The organism is Chryseobacterium sp. c4a (assembly GCF_009900745.1).
Lineage (GTDB): Bacteria > Bacteroidota > Bacteroidia > Flavobacteriales > Weeksellaceae > Chryseobacterium.
In genome coordinates, this window is the sequence record NZ_WXVU01000002.1 from 1 (window position 1) to 20,304 (window position 20,304).

General features: G+C 35.5%; 17 protein-coding genes. 6 read left to right on the top strand and 11 right to left on the bottom strand.

The window, feature by feature from the left end; translation table 11 throughout:
* Positions 1-218: integrase core domain-containing protein (locus GTR01_RS04390; protein WP_160136654.1), on the top strand; the 218-nt coding region annotated here is incomplete at its 5' end.
* Between the two features lie 45 nt (positions 219-263).
* Here the strand turns inward: GTR01_RS04390 and GTR01_RS04395 are convergent.
* The gene (locus GTR01_RS04395; RefSeq protein ID WP_228452159.1) at positions 264-1,679 is read right to left on the bottom strand and encodes a sugar MFS transporter; all 1,416 of its coding nucleotides are present in this window, start codon (positions 1,677-1,679) and stop codon (positions 264-266) included.
* A 441-nt stretch (positions 1,680-2,120) separates the two neighbouring features.
* On the opposite strand from GTR01_RS04395, the gene GTR01_RS04400 reads away from it, so the two are divergent.
* Positions 2,121-4,379 carry a polyribonucleotide nucleotidyltransferase gene (locus GTR01_RS04400; RefSeq protein WP_160136656.1) on the top strand — a complete coding sequence of 753 codons (2,259 nt, stop codon included), beginning with the start codon at positions 2,121-2,123 and terminating at the stop codon, positions 4,377-4,379.
* Between the two features lie 214 nt (positions 4,380-4,593).
* Here GTR01_RS04400 and GTR01_RS04405 read toward each other — a convergent pair whose 3' ends face one another.
* From GTR01_RS04405 to GTR01_RS04430, 6 genes are all read right to left on the bottom strand, one after another.
* Entirely contained in the window at positions 4,594-7,008 is a 2,415-nt protein-coding gene (locus GTR01_RS04405) for an outer membrane beta-barrel family protein (RefSeq protein WP_160136657.1), read from the bottom strand.
* 5 nt (positions 7,009-7,013) lie between these two features.
* Positions 7,014-7,454, bottom strand: coding sequence for a MarR family winged helix-turn-helix transcriptional regulator (locus tag GTR01_RS04410; protein ID WP_160136658.1), 441 nt, complete (start codon positions 7,452-7,454; stop codon positions 7,014-7,016).
* Positions 7,455-7,624: 170 nt separating this feature from the next.
* On the bottom strand, positions 7,625-10,792 hold the full coding sequence (locus GTR01_RS04415; RefSeq protein WP_160136659.1) for an ABC transporter permease/M1 family aminopeptidase: 3,168 nt from the start codon (positions 10,790-10,792) through the stop codon (positions 7,625-7,627).
* Between the two features lie 2 nt (positions 10,793-10,794).
* A complete protein-coding gene (locus tag GTR01_RS04420; protein WP_160136660.1) occupies positions 10,795-11,667 on the bottom strand; it encodes an ABC transporter ATP-binding protein in 873 nt (290 codons plus the stop codon).
* Between the two features lie 198 nt (positions 11,668-11,865).
* Positions 11,866-12,069, bottom strand: a complete 204-nt coding sequence (locus tag GTR01_RS04425; protein WP_045494476.1) for a helix-turn-helix domain-containing protein — start codon at positions 12,067-12,069, stop codon at positions 11,866-11,868.
* A 2-nt stretch (positions 12,070-12,071) separates the two neighbouring features.
* Positions 12,072-12,590, bottom strand: a complete 519-nt coding sequence (locus GTR01_RS04430; RefSeq protein ID WP_160136661.1) for a DUF2975 domain-containing protein — start codon at positions 12,588-12,590, stop codon at positions 12,072-12,074.
* A 143-nt stretch (positions 12,591-12,733) separates the two neighbouring features.
* Here GTR01_RS04430 and GTR01_RS04435 point away from each other — a divergent pair, with 143 nt between their 5' ends.
* Positions 12,734-13,078 carry a TfoX/Sxy family protein gene (locus GTR01_RS04435; protein ID WP_160136662.1) on the top strand — a complete coding sequence of 115 codons (345 nt, stop codon included), beginning with the start codon at positions 12,734-12,736 and terminating at the stop codon, positions 13,076-13,078.
* Between the two features lie 97 nt (positions 13,079-13,175).
* On the opposite strand, the gene GTR01_RS04440 is transcribed toward GTR01_RS04435, so the two are convergent.
* From GTR01_RS04440 to GTR01_RS04450, 3 genes are all read right to left on the bottom strand, one after another.
* Positions 13,176-14,246, bottom strand: a complete 1,071-nt coding sequence (locus GTR01_RS04440) for a DNA polymerase beta superfamily protein (RefSeq protein ID WP_160136663.1) — start codon at positions 14,244-14,246, stop codon at positions 13,176-13,178.
* A 169-nt stretch (positions 14,247-14,415) separates the two neighbouring features.
* Entirely contained in the window at positions 14,416-15,045 is a 630-nt protein-coding gene (locus tag GTR01_RS04445) for a hypothetical protein (RefSeq protein ID WP_160136664.1), read from the bottom strand.
* Positions 15,046-15,054: 9 nt separating this feature from the next.
* Positions 15,055-15,804 (bottom strand): DNA polymerase beta superfamily protein, encoded by a 750-nt coding sequence (locus GTR01_RS04450; protein WP_160136665.1) that lies wholly within the window; start codon positions 15,802-15,804, stop codon positions 15,055-15,057.
* A gap of 238 nt (positions 15,805-16,042) precedes the next feature.
* Between GTR01_RS04450 and cobT the strand changes: the two genes are divergently transcribed.
* Genes cobT through cobC form a run of 3 tightly spaced genes read left to right on the top strand, consistent with a single transcriptional unit; the run spans position 16,043 to position 18,387 of the window.
* Positions 16,043-17,065 (top strand): nicotinate-nucleotide--dimethylbenzimidazole phosphoribosyltransferase, encoded by a 1,023-nt coding sequence (cobT, locus tag GTR01_RS04455; protein ID WP_228452167.1) that lies wholly within the window; start codon positions 16,043-16,045, stop codon positions 17,063-17,065.
* Complete coding sequence (locus GTR01_RS04460; protein WP_160136667.1) at positions 17,066-17,848, top strand: adenosylcobinamide-GDP ribazoletransferase; 783 nt, start codon at positions 17,066-17,068, stop codon at positions 17,846-17,848.
* The gene (cobC, locus tag GTR01_RS04465; RefSeq protein WP_160136668.1) at positions 17,833-18,387 is read left to right on the top strand and encodes an alpha-ribazole phosphatase family protein; all 555 of its coding nucleotides are present in this window, start codon (positions 17,833-17,835) and stop codon (positions 18,385-18,387) included. The genes GTR01_RS04460 and cobC overlap by 16 nt, the downstream gene beginning before the upstream one ends.
* Positions 18,388-18,494: 107 nt before the next feature.
* Here the strand turns inward: cobC and GTR01_RS04470 are convergent, their stop codons facing one another.
* Entirely contained in the window at positions 18,495-20,249 is a 1,755-nt protein-coding gene (locus GTR01_RS04470; protein ID WP_160136669.1) for a hypothetical protein, read from the bottom strand.
* Between the last annotated feature and the right edge of the window lie 55 nt (positions 20,250-20,304).

Consider the following 20,304-nt stretch of genomic DNA (forward strand, 5'->3'; position numbering starts at 1 on the left):
ATCAAAATGCGCTAGCAGAAAGGGTTAATGGAATATTGAAACAAGAATTCCTTTTTTCTAAAACAAAGAATATTCAAGATCTAAACTTATTAGTAAAAGAAAGTATTTATCTTTATAATACTAAAAGACCACATTTAAGTCTTAATATGGAAACGCCAGATAAAGTGCATAAAAAATCCGAAGAAATAAAATATCTCTCCGGATTAAATATTGTTTAATTTATGTCAACCTATTTTAGGACGACTCAGTTTGTTTAAATATTTTTAATGCCCAGATTTCGCTTCAGCGCTTTCTACATGGCTAAGATATTTCGTGCAATATGCTCCGAAAATTAAAATAATCAGATAACAGAAAACAGGAATGATAAATGAGTGCTGTACTCCAAACTGATCTGCTAAAAGTCCCTGGAAAATAGGAACAATAGCTCCTCCTAAAATTGCCATAACTACAAGTGATGAACCTTGACTGGTATATTTTCCTAACCCTGAAATGGCTAAAGTGTAGATATTAGAGAACATAATGGAGTTGAAAATCCCGATTCCTAAAACACTGTACATTGCCATTTCACCATGATTTACCATCGTTGAAATTAATAAGATAACATTGATAGCTGCAAAGATAGAAAGTGTTCTTGCCGGAGCTGCTTTACCCACAAAAAAGGCTGCGAAATTCAGTAAGATAAATACTAAGAAAAAGCTGATCTGGTCAAAAGTAAGATTAACTATACTGAAGATAACAAGGAAGACAACTGCTGCAGCTCCTAACATAAATAGGGCTTTTTTAGCCTGGCTGATAGAATGGTTTAGTGAAATCGCTCCCAGAAAACGTCCTATCATAGCACCTCCCCAATATAAGGACAAGTAATTTTTACTGATCGCTTCATTAAATTTCATAGTTTCTTCAAGGAAACTGATGATAAAACTTCCTACTGCTACTTCACCACCTACATAGCAAAACATAGCAAAAACCCCGAATTTTAAGTGGTTGAATTTCAAAGCACCCCAACCTTGTACAGTTTCTTCGGTTTCCATTTGAAATGAAGGTAATTTTACTCTTGAAATTAATAATCCTACTAATAGAAGAATTGCAGCAAAGATCAAATAAGGTATTCTGGTGGCTACTGCACTGAAAGTTCCGTCCGGTTCGGAAAATAGTTCAAAAATTAAATGTCCACCCAACACCGGAGCAATCGTTGTTCCGAAAGCATTGAAAGCCTGAGTCATATTCAATCGGCTGGATGCAGAATCTTCTGAACCAAGTAATGAAACGTATGCATTGGCAGTGATTTGTAATACGGTGAATCCTAACCCTAGAATGAATAAAGCTCCCAGAAATAGAGGATAGTAAGAGAATGTTGCTGCCGGATAAAACAGGATACAGCCTAATGCTGCCAAACCGATTCCGAACAAAATTCCTTTTTTGTAACCCACTTTGTTGATGGGATCTCCTTTGGAAATGGAAATCAAAAAATAAATCAAAGATCCGATAAAGTAAGCTCCAAAGAAACAGAACTGTACCAGCATGGATTCGAAAAAGGTGAGTTTAAAAAGTTGTTTCAGATAGGGAATCAGGATGTCATTCATACAGGTGATGAACCCCCACATAAAAAAGAGCAGGGTGATGGTAATCAGTGGAACCGTATAATTCCTGCTTTGAGATGGTACTTCTTTATTATTCATAAACATTTATTTATTGTAAAAGGAAGAAATCTTCCTTAGCTTTTTGTCTACAGCATTGTATTTGGTGAAGTTGGGCAAATATAGGGATCAGCCTATGGTTTTGCAATGGTTTTATTGTTTTTTATAATGAAATGTATACCTTTTTTTAGGTTAAAATATTATTTTCATTTTTTGAGACAATAATACAAAAACAGCCTGGTTTTTCAATACAATATCGTGAAAAATTGTATTTTCTTTTCAGAAATAATAAGGGTCTTTGAAAGACTCATGTTAATTTTTGAGACATTCATAAAACTGATAGCCAAATTTTTGTATTTTGACAGCCTATTTATGCAATTGAAAAATTTAATATATCATTATTATATAGTACCTTTGCAAACGAAAATTTAAAGAGTTTAAATATTAATCATACTCAATACGGAGTATAAAGAAGCAAATTATATGAGTATACCTCAAGCGTTTACAGAAACGATTACCCTTGCAGACGGAAGGGAAATCACTATTGAAACGGGAAAGCTGGCTAAGCAGGCTGACGGATCTGTAGTGGTGAAATGTGGCGGAACAATGCTATTAGCAACTGTTGTAGCCAACAAAGAAGCAAATCCTGGTGTAGACTTTTTACCTTTAACAGTAGATTACAGAGAAAAGTTTTATGCAGGTGGAAGAATTCCTGGAAATTTCTTCCGTAGAGAAGCAAAACCATCTGATGATGAAGTGCTTACAATGAGATTGGTGGACAGAGTATTGCGTCCTCTTTTCCCTGAAGATTTCCACGCTGAAGTTCAGGTGATGATCTCATTAATTTCTTACGATAAAGAAGTTATGCCTGAAGCATTAGCAGGTTTAGCAGCTTCTGCAGCGATCGCGATTACAGATATTCCTTTTGATGGGCCAATGTCTGAAGCGAGAGTAGTAAGAATCGACGGACAACTATCCGTTAACCCAAGCTATGAAAACTTATTAAAAGCAGATATCGATATCATGGTTGGAGCTACTAAAGACTCCATCGTAATGGTAGAAGGAGAGATGAAGGAGATTTCTGAGCAGGAAATGATCGAAGCGATTAACTTCGCTCACGTAGAGATCAAAAAACAGATTGAAGCTCAGGAAAGATTAGCTGCTAAAGTAGGTAGAGCTTTCCCTAAGAGAGAATACAGCCACGAAGACCATGACGAAGAAATTCGTGAGAAAGTATGGAAAGAGTGTTATGACAAAGTATATGAAGTAGCAAAAACTCCATCCAATAAAGAAGAAAGAGGAGATAAATTCAAAGCAATCCGTGAAGAGTTTTTAGCTCAATATGCAGAGAACGAAGAAGAATTGGCAAGAGTAACTCCTTTTGTTAAAGTATATTATCATGACGTAGAGAAAGAAGCTATGCGTCAGATGATCCTTGAAGACAATATCCGTCTTGATGGTCGTGATCCACAAACGATCCGTCCGATCTGGTCAGAAATTGATTACCTTCCGGGAGCTCACGGTTCAGCTGTGTTCACAAGAGGAGAGACTCAGTCTTTAACAGCTGTAACTCTAGGTTCTGTAAAGGATGCAAACATGATCGACAGCGTAATTACGCAACACGACGAAAGATTCTTCCTACACTATAACTTCCCTCCATTCTCAACAGGTGAAGCTAGACCTTTAAGAGGTACTTCAAGAAGAGAAGTAGGACACGGAAACTTAGCTCAAAGAGCTTTAACAGCAGTTATCCCTGCAGAAAACCCTTATACAATCAGAATCGTTTCTGATATCCTTGAATCTAACGGTTCTTCTTCAATGGCAACTGTTTGTGCAGGTACATTAGCACTAATGGATGCTGGGGTTCAGATTACAAAACCAGTTTCTGGTATTGCAATGGGACTAATTACTGATAAAAAATCAGGGAAATTTACCGTACTTTCTGATATCTTAGGAGATGAAGATCACCTTGGAGATATGGACTTCAAAGTAACAGGTACTGCTGATGGTATCACTGCTTGTCAGATGGATATCAAAATTCAGGGACTTTCTATGGACATCATGGAGAAAGCTTTGATGCAGGCTAAAGACGGAAGATTACACATCCTAAACAAAATCACTGAAACAATTGCTACACCAAGAGCAGACGTGAAACCTCACGCACCGAAAATGGTAGTAATGGAGATCTCTAAAGACTTCATTGGCGCAGTAATCGGGCCTGGTGGAAAAATTATCCAACAATTACAAAAAGATACTGAAACGGTTATCGCTATCGAAGAGATCGGAGAAATCGGACGTATCGAAATTGCAGGAACAGACAGAGAGAAAATCAATGCTGCTATTGCTAAGATCAATGAAATTACTTTTGTACCGGTTGTAGGTGAAGTTTACAAAGGTAAAGTAGTGAAAGTAATGGATTTCGGAGCTTTCGTTGCTATTGCTAAAGGAACAGAAGGTCTACTTCACATTTCAGAAATTGAATGGGCTCGTTTAGACAAAGTTCCTTATGCTGAAGGTGATGAAGTAGAAGTTAAATTTATGGGTTACGATGATCGTAAGAAAATGAAGCTTTCCCGTAAAGTTCTTTTACCAAGACCTCCAAGACCAGAAGGACAAGCTAGACCAGAAGGGCAAGGAAGACCTGATGGACAAAGAAGACCAGACGGACAAAGAAGACCTGAAGGTCAAAAACCACAAGATGAAAAACCTGCAGGTAACCAGGAGCCTTCTACTGAAGCATAAGAATTATTCTTAGATATAAAGAAATCCCTCAATTTTGAGGGATTTCTTGTTTTGTATGATTTTGTACACCTTTAATATCATCTGCGTTATCTGCAAAATCAGCGAGAGATCAACAGCATTCAATTTTATCAAAGATAAAATCCTCGCGCCTTACAACATGAAGCCTATCAAAAATCTTAGCGCGCTTTAGCGTTTTCCAACAAGCTTTCAATATCTAATTTCCTACTCGCTGTTTAAGATCATCAGCACCACCCGTTTTTCTCGGTTGTCCATTTTTCGAAGAACCGAAATTATAAGTATAAGAAAGTGTTACCACCCGCGAATCTCTCTTTACAGCAAAATTTTCTAAATAATCATTGTAAACAGTTTGCCCCTTTATATTACTTGTAAAGAACATATCTGTGAAAGAGAATTTTAAGGTGCTGTTGTTTTTAAATTTCTTCTGAGCACCGATATTTATATACCAATTGGGGCTGACATTCAGGTAAGCATACACTTCTCGGGCTTTATAATTTCCTGTTAATTCTGCTGTATATCCGTTTCCTAATTTGAATGAATTGATGCTATTGATATTGAATGTGAAATTCCCTTTGTTGTTGATCTGTGTTCCGGAAACATTTCCTGTGTAGGAACCGTAGTAGAAATTGGCACTGTTATTCATATCCCACCATTGAGTCACTTTTACAGGAGCAATAAGATATAGACCAAGATAAGATACGGAGTCTAGGTTTTCAATAGTTTGTACAGTTACTACTTGCCCGTTTTCGATTACAGGTTTAAGGATGTCTGTAATATTATTGGAGGTTTTGCTATAACTTAGTGTTGCAAAATATTTGTTGCTAAGGCTGTATGTCAACTCATAATTCATGGTGGTTTGTGCATTCAGATCAGGGTTTCCAGCCTTCAATGTGGTTGGGTCAAGATAAAACTTAAATGGGTTCAACTGATTGTAGCTGGGTCTTGTAATTCTTCTGCTGAAATTGACTTCAAGATTACTTTTATCAGTAAGGTCATAAGAAAAAACAGCACTTGGAAACAATTGTGTATAATTTCTTTTGTTGACCTGATTGGTGGTAAGCTGTGTCCCTTTTACATTGGTATTTTCCATTCTTAAACCAGCTGTAGCCTTGAACTTTTCCCATTTTTTAGACACATTTCCATATACAGCATTAATATTTTCCTCGTAAATAAAATGATTGGTTTTGGAAAGATCCGGGATCAATATACCGGAAGTAGCATTGAAAAACTTTAGATCATTATCTGTTTTTACAAAACTGGTTTTAATTCCCGTTTCCAGCTTCCATTCATTTTTAAAATTTTTATTCAGATCCGATTTTAGGGAATAGATATTCAGCTTCCCGTCCATGTCTCCTTTTATGATGTCCAGATTATCAGTTTGGGCAGCAATTTCGTGTGTTCTTGTATCAAAGCTTTGTAACGAAGAATTTGCATAATTAATGTAGTCAAAATCGGTAGAGATTTCTGAGCCTAAAGAATCAATCGTGTATTTATGGTTAAGATTGAATGAAAGATTAGTCCAGCGGTCATTAGAAGTATTCACGGTTGTAAATGTGCTTTCCGGAAGACGATTACTACCTAATGTAAGGTTGGAATTATCGCCGTTCACATTGAATTTGTTGGATACCAATCCTACAGAGAATCCCAGAACATTTTTATCATTCACATAATAATCCATTCCTGCTTTGGCTATATGATTGTTGAATCTGAATTTTAGGTAGTTATCCTGAATATAAGCTTTCTTGAAATTGTTGTTTTCATAGAAATTACGATCCAGTACCAAACCATTATAAGCTTCTCTATAGGCAAAGCTGTAGTTTCCAAAAATATTGATCTTTTTATTTCTGTGGTTGATGCTGAAGCTATTGTTGTTTTTTATATATTTCCCTGTTCCCAAAGAGGTGGAAATACTTCCGTTTGTTCCTTTTCTCTGTTCCTTTTTAAGTTTAATATTAATAATAGAAGAACCTGCTGCATCATATTTTGATGATGGATTGGTAATGAATTCTATTTTATCTATCGTTGATGAGGGAATTCCTTTAAGATAATTGGCCAGATCACTTCCGGTCATGGGTGTGTTTTTACCATCAATCTGAATCAAAAGATTACCCTTTCCACGGAGGCTGATATTATCATTATTGTCAATGCTGATTCCAGGTGCTTTCTCTAAAACTTCAAAGGCAGAATTTCCTGTACTTGCAATACTGTTTTCTACATTCATAATCATTTTTCCATCCTGTCTTTCGATCATGGGCTTGGCTTTGGTAATGGTGATCCCTTGAATAGATTTTGTATTGAGATCAATGGAAGGAAGGCTTGTATTTACAGCCAATGAAATAGGATCAGAATGATATACTTCAGTTCCATTTCTATTGATTTTTAGATGATAAGTTCCGCCTTTAAGATCATTGAAACCGAATTTTCCATTGGAATCGGCAATTTCTGTTTTAATCAATTTATGATCAGCGTCCAAAAGGTTAATTTCCATTTGTTCCGCTTTCTCGGATGTAATACTTCCTGATAAAGAAAGATTCTGTGTGGTCTGGGCTGATAAAAAGCTGGTAAAAAGCATCAGTATCCAGAGTAAAATGAGTGAAAATATTCTGGCCATAGTGTTTACGTTTTAGAAGTTAGACAGTTTTCTGAAATTTTCAGTAAAGCTGAATACATCATTTCTAGTTCTTCCTTTGAGACCCCTTTTAAAGCAATCTCACGGTTGTTTTCAACAATATTCTGAACCTCCTTGATCACCTTCTTTCCGGAATCTGTTACTTCCAGATTGGCTTTTCTGCGATCATCAGGATGAATATGTCTTGTGATATATTCGGATTTTACCATTAAATCAATAATTCTCGTCACAGACGCATTGTCCTTAAAAACAAGATCACCAATTTCGTTCTGGGTAATTCCCGGGTTTTCCAGAATAGCTTTGATGATAAGCCACTGATCAATGGTTATGGTAAAACCATTAGCTTTCAATTGGCGTTGTGCATAGTTTCTATAAGCTCTGATCGCTTTGTCGATGTTGTAGAATATGATTGAATTTAATTTTTCCATACTTAAATATTATAATGACTTATCAATTATTGATATATCAATTAATTTGTTGAAACAATATTTACTTTGTTACAACTTCCTGAAAATAATTTTATTAAAAATGCCAAACCTAAGATTGGGTTTAGCATTTTTTCCTTTTGCAGAAGTGTTTTACATTAAGTTATTTATGATCATTCATTTTTTAAAAGCTGATCGATTTTTTCTTTTTTGTTAGGAGGAGAGACCTTATAAAATTCATTCATCAGATCGATAGAGGTTGGTTTTTTAGGATATGGATGATGATTCAGAAAATTCTTTAGGGCTGCATTCAGTCTGTCTTCACCAATAAGTTCACTTAATTTTACCATGGCCACAGCTCCTTTAGAATAAGAAATATGCGGTACATCTCCTGTCGCTCTGTAAATTGGAAGATCTTCAGAAAGCCCTTTTTCATTATCATAAATTTGCTGGTGTACTTGTAGCCTTTCTTTCATTTTCACGTTTCCATGCATCTTTTTGTAGAGCATCATTTCCGTATACATGGCCAACGTTTCAGTAAGCATTACAGAACCTTCTCTGGGATCAGGATCTATTTGACTGTTCCCCCACCATAGATGAGAAAGCTCATGACCGGCCAGCTCATTGATAACATCCTGTTTTTGATCAGCATGAATATTAGCATGGAAAATCATATCTTCAGGCATAAAGATCGCGGAAGGATAAACTGTAGCTGCAAAGCCTTTGGTAAAAGAGGATATTTCGGTGAAATTGATACTTTTAAATGGATATTGCCCATAATTTTGCTGACAATAATCCAAAGTAAGCTGGGCATTTTTAAGGAGATGGTCTACATTTTCAAAATGATTTTTATGATAAAAGATATTTATAGATATTCCTTTATAATAAATGCTTCTAACTTTATATTCAGCGGAAGAAACAGCAAAACGGAAAGGAATATTTGGTGCTTTATATTGAAAATAGTTTCGATTGGATTTTTTCCATTTTTTGACAAGATCACCTGTTCCTATAGCAGTTTGATTCTGTTGTGTTGAAATAATCATGTCCAGATTAATGAAATCTTTTTTCAATATTTCAGGAGCTTCAGGTTTTTTCAGCTCATCTCGTTTTCCTAGCTTATACTGATTCCGTGTTTGTTGATCCTGAATTTCATAATCCTTTTGATAGCCAATGGTAGGGTAATATCTGCTGATCCTCATGAAAGACCCATTTTGTATGATAGCATTGAAAGGCTGGTGCCCATTCACAGGATACCATTGATAAGATATTTTAAAATGCAGAATAGCAGTATCATTGGATTGTAAAGCTCTTTTTAATGAAACTTCAGACGTATTTTGATTGAGCCTTATCACTTCTGTTCCGGTATTGAAAGCAGCAGACTCCAATGTAAGGTCAGGGTGAAAATTGATCAGGATTTTATGGATAGGCTTTTCAGTCTGATTTTTCAGGGTATAAGTTCCGGTGATGACGTAAGAATTTTCGATAGGATTCAGCTGTATTTCTGTCTTAACGTCTGTGATATCAGGTTGTGGAGTGTTTTTATACTTTAGAAAACGTTTTTCATATTGAACAGAATTCAGAATATCTGTTTCATGATCTTTAGAAATATATCCTGTTATAAAATGACTACCGGCTGTGACCCCGAAAATAAGCAAAACTATACAGGTTATAGAGATCGTTATAGGAAGCTTTCTACGTTTAACCCACTCATTAAGTGTCCATAAAAAAGCTATTATTCCTGTTCCAAATAAAAGCCTTTCTCCAAAAGCTTTTGTATAGCTTCCATACGCGTTAAAATCACTGTAACTTCCTTTAAAATCTGAGAATATTCTAAAAAGAGGATAAGAAAGAACTTTATTTGAAATTGGACTCGCAAGGATGAGAAAAGCAAAAACCGAGAGTCCGAGTGCCACAAATTTATGAGGGAGTCTATCATTGATCAGTAAAATAAAACCAGAAAATAAGAGCAAAGGAAATGTATTGAAAAGAAAAACCGTGAGGTAAGCATACCAATCAATATGAAAATAATGATAAGCAGCCTGAAAAATAATTCCTTCAAGAATTAAAATCACTGTAAAGAAAAATAGAAGAAGACCGATGGAGAGAAAATGCCCTGTTAATTTGTTTTTGGAAAAAAAAGTGCTGTTTTCAATTAGGGAAAAGCCTGAAGATCGGGATCTCCAATACAGATCATTGAGAAAATAAACGATAATCAATAATCCCAATAAGTGAAAGTTCTCTGAAATGGTAGTAGCCATAAGCCCTGAACTGGCATATTTTTGAGGAATACGAATTCCTTTTTCAATTTCAGCATACATTTCCATTCCTACAGAAAATATCAGGAGTATGGAAACAGCAGGAACAGTAATACTTTTGAATAGATATATTAAGTCGATTTTTGCAAAGGATAATATTGATCGTAAGGAAGAAAATGTTCCATAGTCAGGCAATAGTGCAGCATATTCAGATTTTAAAATCTTTGGCTGGTCATAGGTTTTAAAAGTTACCTTTTTAGGTCTTTGTCCTGAAATACCGGAAAAGGAAAATTGCTTCAGACAAAGAATCAAAAATCCAGCTGATAAGATCAGATAAAAGACTCTGTTCAATAGCAAATAACCTGTAAAAGGAGTAATATGGGTGTTTTTATGTGTTGCAGTTAATAATCTGGATTCCTGAAAAAATGAGGATAGCCCGAAAGGATCAGCTATGGCTGAAAATTGCTGAGCTTCTAATGACTGTGGCAGACTTCCTGCCATAAAGGGAGAATTGGAAAACAGCAAAATAATCATATAAAAAACATAAAGCATCAATCCACCTACTACCACTAAAAGCTTTTTTCTGATAACCATTGAAATCAGAAAAAGAAAACTACAGATTAAAACGCTGTTGACCAGTCCAAAAATCAGTAAAGGGTAGAGGTAATACTCCAAATTGAAATCAGGTTGCATCTCACTTCCTGAACGAAAGTTTTGGCCAAGCATAAATCCGATCATTAAAAAAGAAAAGCTTAAAAAGGTCTGTAAAAAATACATCAGGAATTTCCCCTTTAGATAGGTTTGTTGGGAAAGCGGATATGAAAAAAGTAGGATATCAAATTTTGAATCACGCTCTTTGAATAAAATCTGTAAGGCAAAAATTGTTGCTAAAAATATGATAGAAAGGCTTAGCATTCCAGTCATAAACCCAATCGTATAAGGTGAATTTAAATAGATTCCTTCTCCCACAGAAAGGTTGAATTGATTGCCACAAAAAATGCCAGAAACTATCAGGATTATAGTCATAAGATAAGTCAACCAATGCTTTGTATTGCGTTGGATTTCAAAAGAAAGTAAGACATTCATAGTTAAGCTTTTTGAGTTAAAGTATAGAAGTAAAAATGCTCAAGTAAAGGAGTTACAGGAGTAAAATCTAAAGATGGTTCTTCTGCAAAAACAGTAAGATGAAGTTTTCTTTCTATCAATTGTCTGCTAATAATTTCATACTTTGAATATGGGGCCTCCGTTTCATTTTTTTCGAAAGATTTTGACCATATTTTATTTTCCAGTTCGGCCATGAGTTTTTGAGGTGTACCTTTTCTGAGTATCTGCCCATGGTTCATAACGGCTATTTCTGAACAAAGATTTCTCACATCTTCCACGAGGTGAGTAGAAAGAATGACGATCACTTCCTGGCTAATTTCGTTTAACAGGATGTTGAAGCGGTTTCTTTCTTCCGGATCTAATCCTGCTGTGGGTTCATCTACAATAATAATTTTAGGATTTCCCAAGAGTGCCTGAGCTACCCCAAAACGTTGTTTCATTCCACCAGAAAAAGTATGGACTTCTTTGTTCTGAAAATCCAAAAGATTTACTTTTTCCAATAGGTTTACAATCTGATTTTTACGTTGTGTTTTATCTGAAATTCCTTTCAGTACAGCAATGTGTTCTAAAAGATCATAGGCTGAAACTTTAGGATATACTCCAAAATCCTGAGGTAGAAATCCGAGATTTTGTTTGATATATTCCGGATTTTTAACAATGTCGATATCATTAAAAATAATACTTCCGGAAGTTGGGTTTTGCAATCCCACAATTGTTTTCATCAGGGATGATTTTCCGGCTCCGTTAGGTCCCAGGAGTCCGAACATCCCATTATTGATCTCTAAGGAAATGTTATTAATGGCTTGAAAACCATTTTTGTAAGTAAGATTGAGGTTGTTGATGGATAAGGTATTCATAATAGTGCGTTTGGGTAATAGAAGTGTAGGTAATCCGGTTGGGGACTACTGCTTTTTCAAGAGACGGATAGATAATAGACGAAGAGATGATAGACGTAGAGATAAGAGATAAGGGTGGAGAACAAAGTATAAGACTTCCAGCTTTCAAACACTAAATGATTGAAAGAATGATAATCTTAAACGATGAGCTTTAAACTCTTATTCTTTATACTCCAGAATATCTCCCGGCTGGCATTCCAGGATTTTGCAGATGGCTTCCAGGGTATCGAAGCGTACGCCTTTAGCTTTTCCGGTTTTGAGGATGGATAAGTTGACGGGAGTGATTCCCAATTTTTCTGCCAATTCTTTACTTTGCATTTTTCTTTTGGCTAACATGACATCTAAGTTGACTATAATTGGCATTTTTAAATAAATAGGTCTTGTTCGTTTTGCAAATGTAGTCCTTGCTTAAAGATATTTGCAAGAAACAGACAGAAAATTCCAAGCATAAAGTGAATAAACACCAGTCCCCATATCATACTTTCTACTTCCACAAAGAAACTCGCGATAATCACCAGCGGAAGAGGCATGAAAATATTATACAGGTAAAATCTCTTAAGTTGTAAGATATGTTCTTTTGTAAAAAGCTTTGGCTGGAAAAACACCTTGAAAACTTTTGCTGAAAGCAAGAAAAACACTCCATAGAAAGTTAAAACCAACAGGAATGAAAAAATGATATAGGGATAATTATCTTCTATATTCAAAAATGGCTGCTCAGTGAACGGATAATTGATGTGAAGATATTGCCTGCTGTTTCCATAAGGTACTACAGAAAAACCTGTAGCCAGACAGAACAGGGAATACAATACAATTATTAGATATCCGGCCGATAATAGAGTACAGATATAAAATAAAATACGGGAAATGATTTTGGTCTGGTTCATGTCACGATCATTAATTAGTATTGCAAATGTATAATTAATTATCGTAAAACAATAATTAATTTAAATAAAATTTTATTTTTAAATATGGTTACCACACAAACTGAATTGTATTAATCCTTATCTTTAGGTAAAATATAATCATCATGGCTTATAATATTGAATTAGCAGACAGAGTTCGTGAATGGCTGGCCAATGTGAATGATATTACAATTGAAGAAAAGAAAATGTTTGGCGGACTGGCATTTTTGGTGAATGACAAAATGTGTATCAATATCAGTCACGACAATTTGATGTGCCGCTATAATCCTGAAAAGGAAGAAGAAGTCGCCGAAAAAACAGGATTTCTTCCCATGATTATGAGAGGAAAACAGCTTAAAGAATACTGTTATGTAGAACCTATAGGATTTCAGAAAGCTGAAGATTTTGAATATTGGATGAAGATCTGCCTGGAGTATAACAAAATTGCTAAAGCCTCCAAGAAGAAGTAGGTTTGAAGGTTTTTCAGTGCTAGAGTATTAGAGTGGGAGGTTACTGGTGTAGTTTCCCACTATTATTACTCATTATTGATTACTTATTATTGATTACTTATTGTTTATGATCTCTGTATAATTTTTCTCTTATTTCGATCAGGATTTTGGTTGTTTTCTCCAAATCAGGAGAATTGGGGAGATCAGAGATAGAATGACGATGCTCTATGGAGGTAATCAAATCTTCAGCTTTTTGCATTACTGCTTCGTATGACCAGTTTCCGGCTTTGATATCCAGCAGTTCATCCCGGTTGTCTACACGGATCTGAAGGGTTTGGGTGAAAAATATCTGTTCGCATGACTGCAATAAGCGGATGGTGTGCATCATATTTTTGCTGTCATAGTTCTGCCCATGAGTTTTGTTGACGTTGTACCGATCTTCATTGCGTTCTTCTACCCATTTCCAATACGCTCTGTAATCTTTACAGTAAGTGGAGTAGGTATCCAGATTACAGAACAGATAAGCATCAGGTTTTTCATTCTTTGGAACAGAGGATACCGAAACCTGATTCGCTTCTTCATGCTGAATGATTCCTTTATACCCCAATGTTTGGGAATTATCGTAAAATAAAGCAAACATTCCTTTGGTATGATCAATAGCCGTCAACCCACATTTTTCCTGAGTTTTTTCGTTTTCCAACAGCCATTTTTTCAGAGGAACAGAACCTTGTCCATTCAGAATAAAACAAAAGTCAAGAACAGATTTTCTTTCCTTGTCGATTGGGTTCAGTATCTTTTTATTAAGGCCTTTTGCCTTTTTGATCTGAGAAATGGCATATCCTGCAAAGGTATCTTTACATAACTTAGAAAGAAAGTCTTCCGGTTTCAGCAGATCCATCAACGAATCTTTATAAAGGATACAGTCCTCAGGAGTTGCCAGAACCTCCAGTATATTAGGATTGTTTTTCTGCAGCAGCTCCACAAATCTTCCGATTTCATAATAAGTAATGTCATTCGTTTCATTGGAGATCTGTGGAATATAGTTCAGCCCAAAGAAATCATCCTTTGGCAGATAATACACTCCACGGATATCCGTATCCGAAGTTTCCGTAGCCAGTCCGAAAGCGCGGCTTCCGGAGATGGCTTCGAAAAGGAGGAGGTTTTTATTTTTGAGGTCTTGGATGGTCATATTAATTATTCAAATAACAGTTTTTTATAATTTTTTTTTGGTAAGTGATGATGGTATCCCCTTCAATATCATCCTGTGAACGGCTTGCAAGATATCCGAGAAGGGTTTAAATTCGTAAAGACATTGATTCAAAAAGGAAGAATTAATATAATCTGAAACATATTTTTTTTTAGAGGTATTGTTCTTGACCTTTTAAGGTCTCTATGAGAACTTCATGTAACGGCCTAAATTGTGTAAGAACTTTATATCTTATTCCTTTTGTTGTTTGGTAAGATGATATGCAGTCTGCTACATTACCTTTTTCTTCATGATTGAGAACCAGATGATCATAATGTCCGAGATCCATAGTGATGATTAATTCTTGCCCGGACTTTCTGAACTCTTCATAACATCTATTGATAAACTCAAAATCAGAATTTGTTCTGTCAAAACATTTCTCTTTCATACGATACTCATAAATGGCTTCATTAAGCTGTTCTGATAATTCAGTTAAATCTACATCTGCCCCATAAATTTCTTTGTATCGGCAAACAACTAACTCAATGAAAGCTTCCGTATAAAAAATGATAAAGCTATCATCATCTACATGCCAAAAAACACTATAAAAATAATTGTGTTTTGGAAGGTGATACCTTTTGAAAGTTTCAATGACTGATAAAGGAACTTCAAGTCCCATCTCTTCTTTTAAAAATCGACATCTTTCAACAAACTCATGTGTTTCCTCTTGATAAGTTGCTTTTTTAGTTTGTTTTTGAGGAATCTGAGTGTCCTTCTTTTTGAAAAAATTAAATATTTTCATTTTGTTTTTTTACAATTTCAATATCTCCCTAAAAACCCTCTCCATCTCCTTTTTATCTGCATTTCCCCCTCTTAAATCCTTTGATTTCTCTTCATTGTAAGCTATCGTTTTCTCCAAAAACTCAAACAATTCCCAGTCATTCGGATGGTAATAACCTTCTCCTTTGGTGGCCTTTAAAGCTATAAGATTTTCTATTTTTGTTCTGGTTTCAGCATTCACTAAAACAAGCAATTCGCTGAACAATACGGGAGGAACGGTTCCTTTTTCTACGATCCATTTTCCAGTGAGTGTTGTTCGCAGACAATAAAAATAACTTTTTAATTTTACTTCATCAGTTCTGCAAGCTTCCAGATATTTTTTGCTCATGCTTAAATAATGATACGAGACTGCTACCGGAGAAAAACACGCATCTGCCAATGGTCTGAAAAGCTCCATAAATTTCGTATTTTCTGTATAAACGATAGGGGAATAGAACCAACTCAGTAAAGCGGCATTCGATTTCAGCAAAAGATGAAAAGTCTTGCGAAGATCCCATCCGGAACCATCCAAATCATCTTCTGTCATAAACTCTATCGTTTCATCTTTATCCCAAGGTGAAAGGTACCAGTCCTTTTCATGGCGGTATATAAAACGTATATCATAATCACTATCAGGAGAGGCAAAGCCCCAGGCTCTGCTTCCGGATTCAACAGCTAGAAGGACTTCTACACCTTTTGCGGCCTCCACTTCTTTTATTTTTTCTACTATTTTCGGTGTCATTGTGTTCAATTTTATAATGCAAAGTAAACAGAGTAGTACGCAATGTTATTACGTAGATGTTTGAAGTTCTAAGTTTAAGGTTTAATATTGTCAACCTTTTAATATTGGATCCGATATTCCTTTTCAGTTTATCTTCTCTCTCATCTCTTCGTCTATTATCTATTTTCTTTCCATCCATTGTACAAACATTACCCACAATACCCCTTATTTCACTAATATTGCACTTTCTCTATTTAACATAACTACTTTTACAACCATGTTGACAACTGATTTACAGCATAAAATTGATTTCAAAACAAAACCTTTAGGAGCATTAGGACATCTGGAACATCTTGCCCACAAAATAGGAATGGTTCAAAATACCACTTCTCTACAGCTTTCAAATCCTCATATGATAGTTTTTGCTGCTGATCATGGAATTGCAAGAGCTGGAGTAAGTGCCTATCCTCAGGAAGTAACTTATCAGATGGTGATGAATTTCTTAGGTGGTGGAGCGGCCATCAATGTATTCTGCAGGCAGAATGGAATTAATATTAAAATTGTAGATGCGGGGGTCAATTTTGATTTCCCTGAAGGGTTGGATTTAATCAATCATAAAGTCAGAAAATCCAGCCGCAATATTCTGGAAGAACCGGCTATGACCTCTGAAGAATATGGACAAGCTTTGAAAAATGGAAGCCTAGTAGTAGCTGAGATTGCTGAAACAGGCAGTAATATTATCGGATTTGGTGAAATGGGAATTGGAAATACATCCGCTTCTTCACTAATGATGAGCCAGCTGTTTGACCTTCCCATTGTAAGCTGTATCGGACGTGGAACTGGATTGAACGATGATCAGCTGCAGAATAAGATCAATATTTTGTCATCAGCAATAGAGAAATATCCGAATATCAAAACTCCGGACGAAATTGCGCAGACTTTTGGAGGGCTGGAAATCGCACAGATGATCGGAGCGATGGAAGAAGCCTTCCGTCAGAATATGTTGATTATGGTGGACGGATTTATCGCTACTGTTGCCGTAGCCACTGCCTGGAAAAAGAACCCTGATATTTTGAAAAATTGTATATTTTGTCATGTAAGTGATGAGAACGCACACCTTCAGCTTCTTGAGCTATTGGGACAGAAAGCTTTACTGAATCTGAATTTACGTCTGGGAGAAGGAACTGGTTGTGCACTAGCTTATCCACTGATTCAAAGTGCAGTAAATTTCCTGAATGAAATGTCCAGTTTTGAAGATGCTCATGTTTCAAATAAAGAATAAATGAAAGCTATAAAGAATGAATTGATCTACTTTGCAACGGCACTGATGTTCTTCACCAGAATCCCGGTTCCGTTTACCATTCCGTATTCCAGTGAGATTATGAATAAATCTCAAAAGTATTTTGCGTGGATTGGCTTATTGGTAGGACTCATTAATGCTGGAATTTTATATGTTTTTTCACAGCTTTTTAATCTGGAAATAGGAATCGTTTTGATGATGATCGGAAGTGTTCTTCTAACCGGAGCTTTTCATGAAGATGGTTTTACAGATATGTGTGACAGTTTTGGAGGCGGATATGGAAAAGAAAAAATTCTCACCATTATGAAAGATAGTAGAGTAGGAGCCTATGGAACTATTGGCATCATTTTATTGTTTGCTTTAAAATTCTTCAGTATTCAGGCGTTGGGAAATATTAATTTGATGAAAACGATGGGAATTGTTATTCTGGCACACACATCAAGCCGTTTTATTTCCGGAACGATGATCTATACGTACCAATATGTGACGGATATTGATGTAAGCAAATCGAAACCTTTAGCCAATAAACCTTTGGATGGAATGGCTTTATTAATAGGATTTATAAGTGTTTTACTTTCTTTTGCCTTGATTCCTGACTGGCGGTTGATATTGGTTTTTGCATTGGCTTATTTAGGAAAGATTTGTATGGGGTGGTATTTTAAAAAACATATTGGTGGTTATACCGGAGATTGCTTAGGAGCTGTTCAACAGGTTACAGAAGTGCTATTTTACTTAGGAACAATGATCGTATGGAAATTCATCTGATCCGACATACTGCTGTAGATAATCCGGAAAATCTTTGTTATGGATTTGCCGAAATGCCTTTACGGAAAGAGTATCAGAAAGATTTTGAAAACTTGGATCTGGAGGAAGGTTTTGAGCTTGTCATTTCAAGTCCGGCACAACGTTGCTGTCTTTTAGCAGAACATTTTAAGTTTAATTATTCAACCGATGAAAGACTTCGGGAAATGAATTTCGGAGACTGGGAACTGAAGAAATGGACGGAGATACCAAAAGAGGAAATCAACCCATGGTATAAAGATTTTATTAATATAAAAGCTTCAGGTGGTGAAAGTCTTATTGAAATGCAGACTCGGGTATTTCATTTCTGGAATGAACTCATTCTCAAAAAAGATATTGAGAAAGTTCTGATTATTGCCCACGCAGGTGTAATTCGTCTTATTCTTCAAAATGTACTGCAGTTTCCATTAGAAAACATGTTCAATATTCAGATTGATTATGGAAAAAAAGTAATCATTGAAGCTAAAGAGGGCTATTTTTCCATCAAAAAAGTAAATGTATAATAAACACTTAATTTAAAAATAAATCTGCGTTATCTGCAAAATCTGCGAGAGATAAAATCATCTGCTAAAAGCAAAAACGCCATTCAAAATTTTTGAACAGCGCATTTTTATTTAAAAACTTTTATAAAGCTATCTTTTTCCAGGCTTTCCAGAGAAAAATCAAAATCAGCTTCCGCTTTTTCTGTCGTAATCTCTGCACCAAGTTCTTTGATAAGCTCATTGAAGGACATTGCTTCATACCATTGTTGATACAATGCACTGGTTGCCATCACAGATACTTCCGTATTTCCAGAAACATGAGAATGACCCGCTCCGAAATTCAACAGTATGAAACATTGTTTTTCGTTTTTTGGAAGTAACATTCCCAGAATCATTTGCTTCTGCACAGAACTACATCTGACTTCTGCAAAGAGTTGGTTCGGATTCATCATATAGTCGTAGGAAATGTTATCTCCTTTACCTATGACGATTTTATATCCACAGTTGGCATCTCCGCTGAAAACGTTGTTCATCACAAGCGTTGGAGTACTCAGGGCTTTATTAGCGTAAAGATATTCAACAGCACCGTTAGGTGCAGAAGTCATATCTCCGGAATACATCAATTGTCCGTCAGCATAATTATAAGCGGCATTCCAACCTATTTTTCCGGCGATATTTAATCCTGAAAGATCAAGGTCACGAGCACCCCATTGGTCTTCCCAATAGATACCAACGGCTAATCTTTCTCCATAAAAACGGGTTCCGGTAGGAATGTTACCCACAAACATTTTTTCAGAAGTTGGGAGGGCAAATTCTATATTCTTAGGAAAATAGAACTTCTTTCCGGAAATATGTTCATACTTCAGTTTCAGAAAGTCTAAAATAAACTCATAGTTGAATAGATTTACATTAGTTTCCTTACCTTTTTTAACCCATGATTTACCGTTTCTGACTCTGTAGACAAAAGTATCCTGACCATACATTCTTGAGTAACACGCTGATAATGCTTTAAATAATGCAAATGGTGTTGCATTTTCCATCCAATGCCAATCGCTGTTTTCCAGTAATGTATTGGTAGCATTATTCAATGGGTTGGATACTAATGGCTTATGATTGACCTTAGATAACTTTGAGATCTTATTAATCGCTTTTGGAGCTCTGTTTTTATAAGCAAGGAATAACGGCTTAAATCTGTTGAAAATTTCTGCTAATCTTTCCATACCAAAGCTTTCAAACAGATAAGTTGGGTTAAATTTACTTTGCTTAATTAAATCAATCAATTCATCATTTTTGATTAATAGCGTCGTTTGGGTGGTCTTATAGATCACATAACGGAAAAATTCAACAGGATTTTCAGGATAAGCATCGTATCGATCTGCTATTTTTATAATGGCTTCCTTATTTCTGATATTTTCTTTTCCTGTAAAATCATATTCCAGTTCTGTATGCAGAATATACAGCAAATCGTCAATCGTTTCTTCTTTCAAAGCGATTCCGGATTGCAGAAGAGAAAGGCATTTTTCCTGCATTTCTTCTACGGTATAAGCTTTTATAACTTTAAAAATCAACTTCATATCAGGAACATTCAATACTTCTTGAGGAATATAGATCTCACTCTGAAAATTACTTCCATAGGTTGAAATATAGTGTTGGATCTGTTCAAAAAATAAGTCAATTCTGGATGTATTTTTTATTTTCTCCCAGGATTTATGGAACGTTTTATTCAAATCATTTCCATTCAGTTTCTCTTTTGAATAATAGGAAATAATCTCTTTTTTTGCCCAAACTGCATCAGGTTCAATAATAAAACCGTCATTAGAAATAAATGGCTCTGCATTTGATTCTTTGGCCAGTACAGCGTTGAATAATTGTAATGTTTTCATTGTTTTAATTTTAAAAAAATAAGTGAGGAGTAGGTTCATTAAAAGTGAAGTGTTA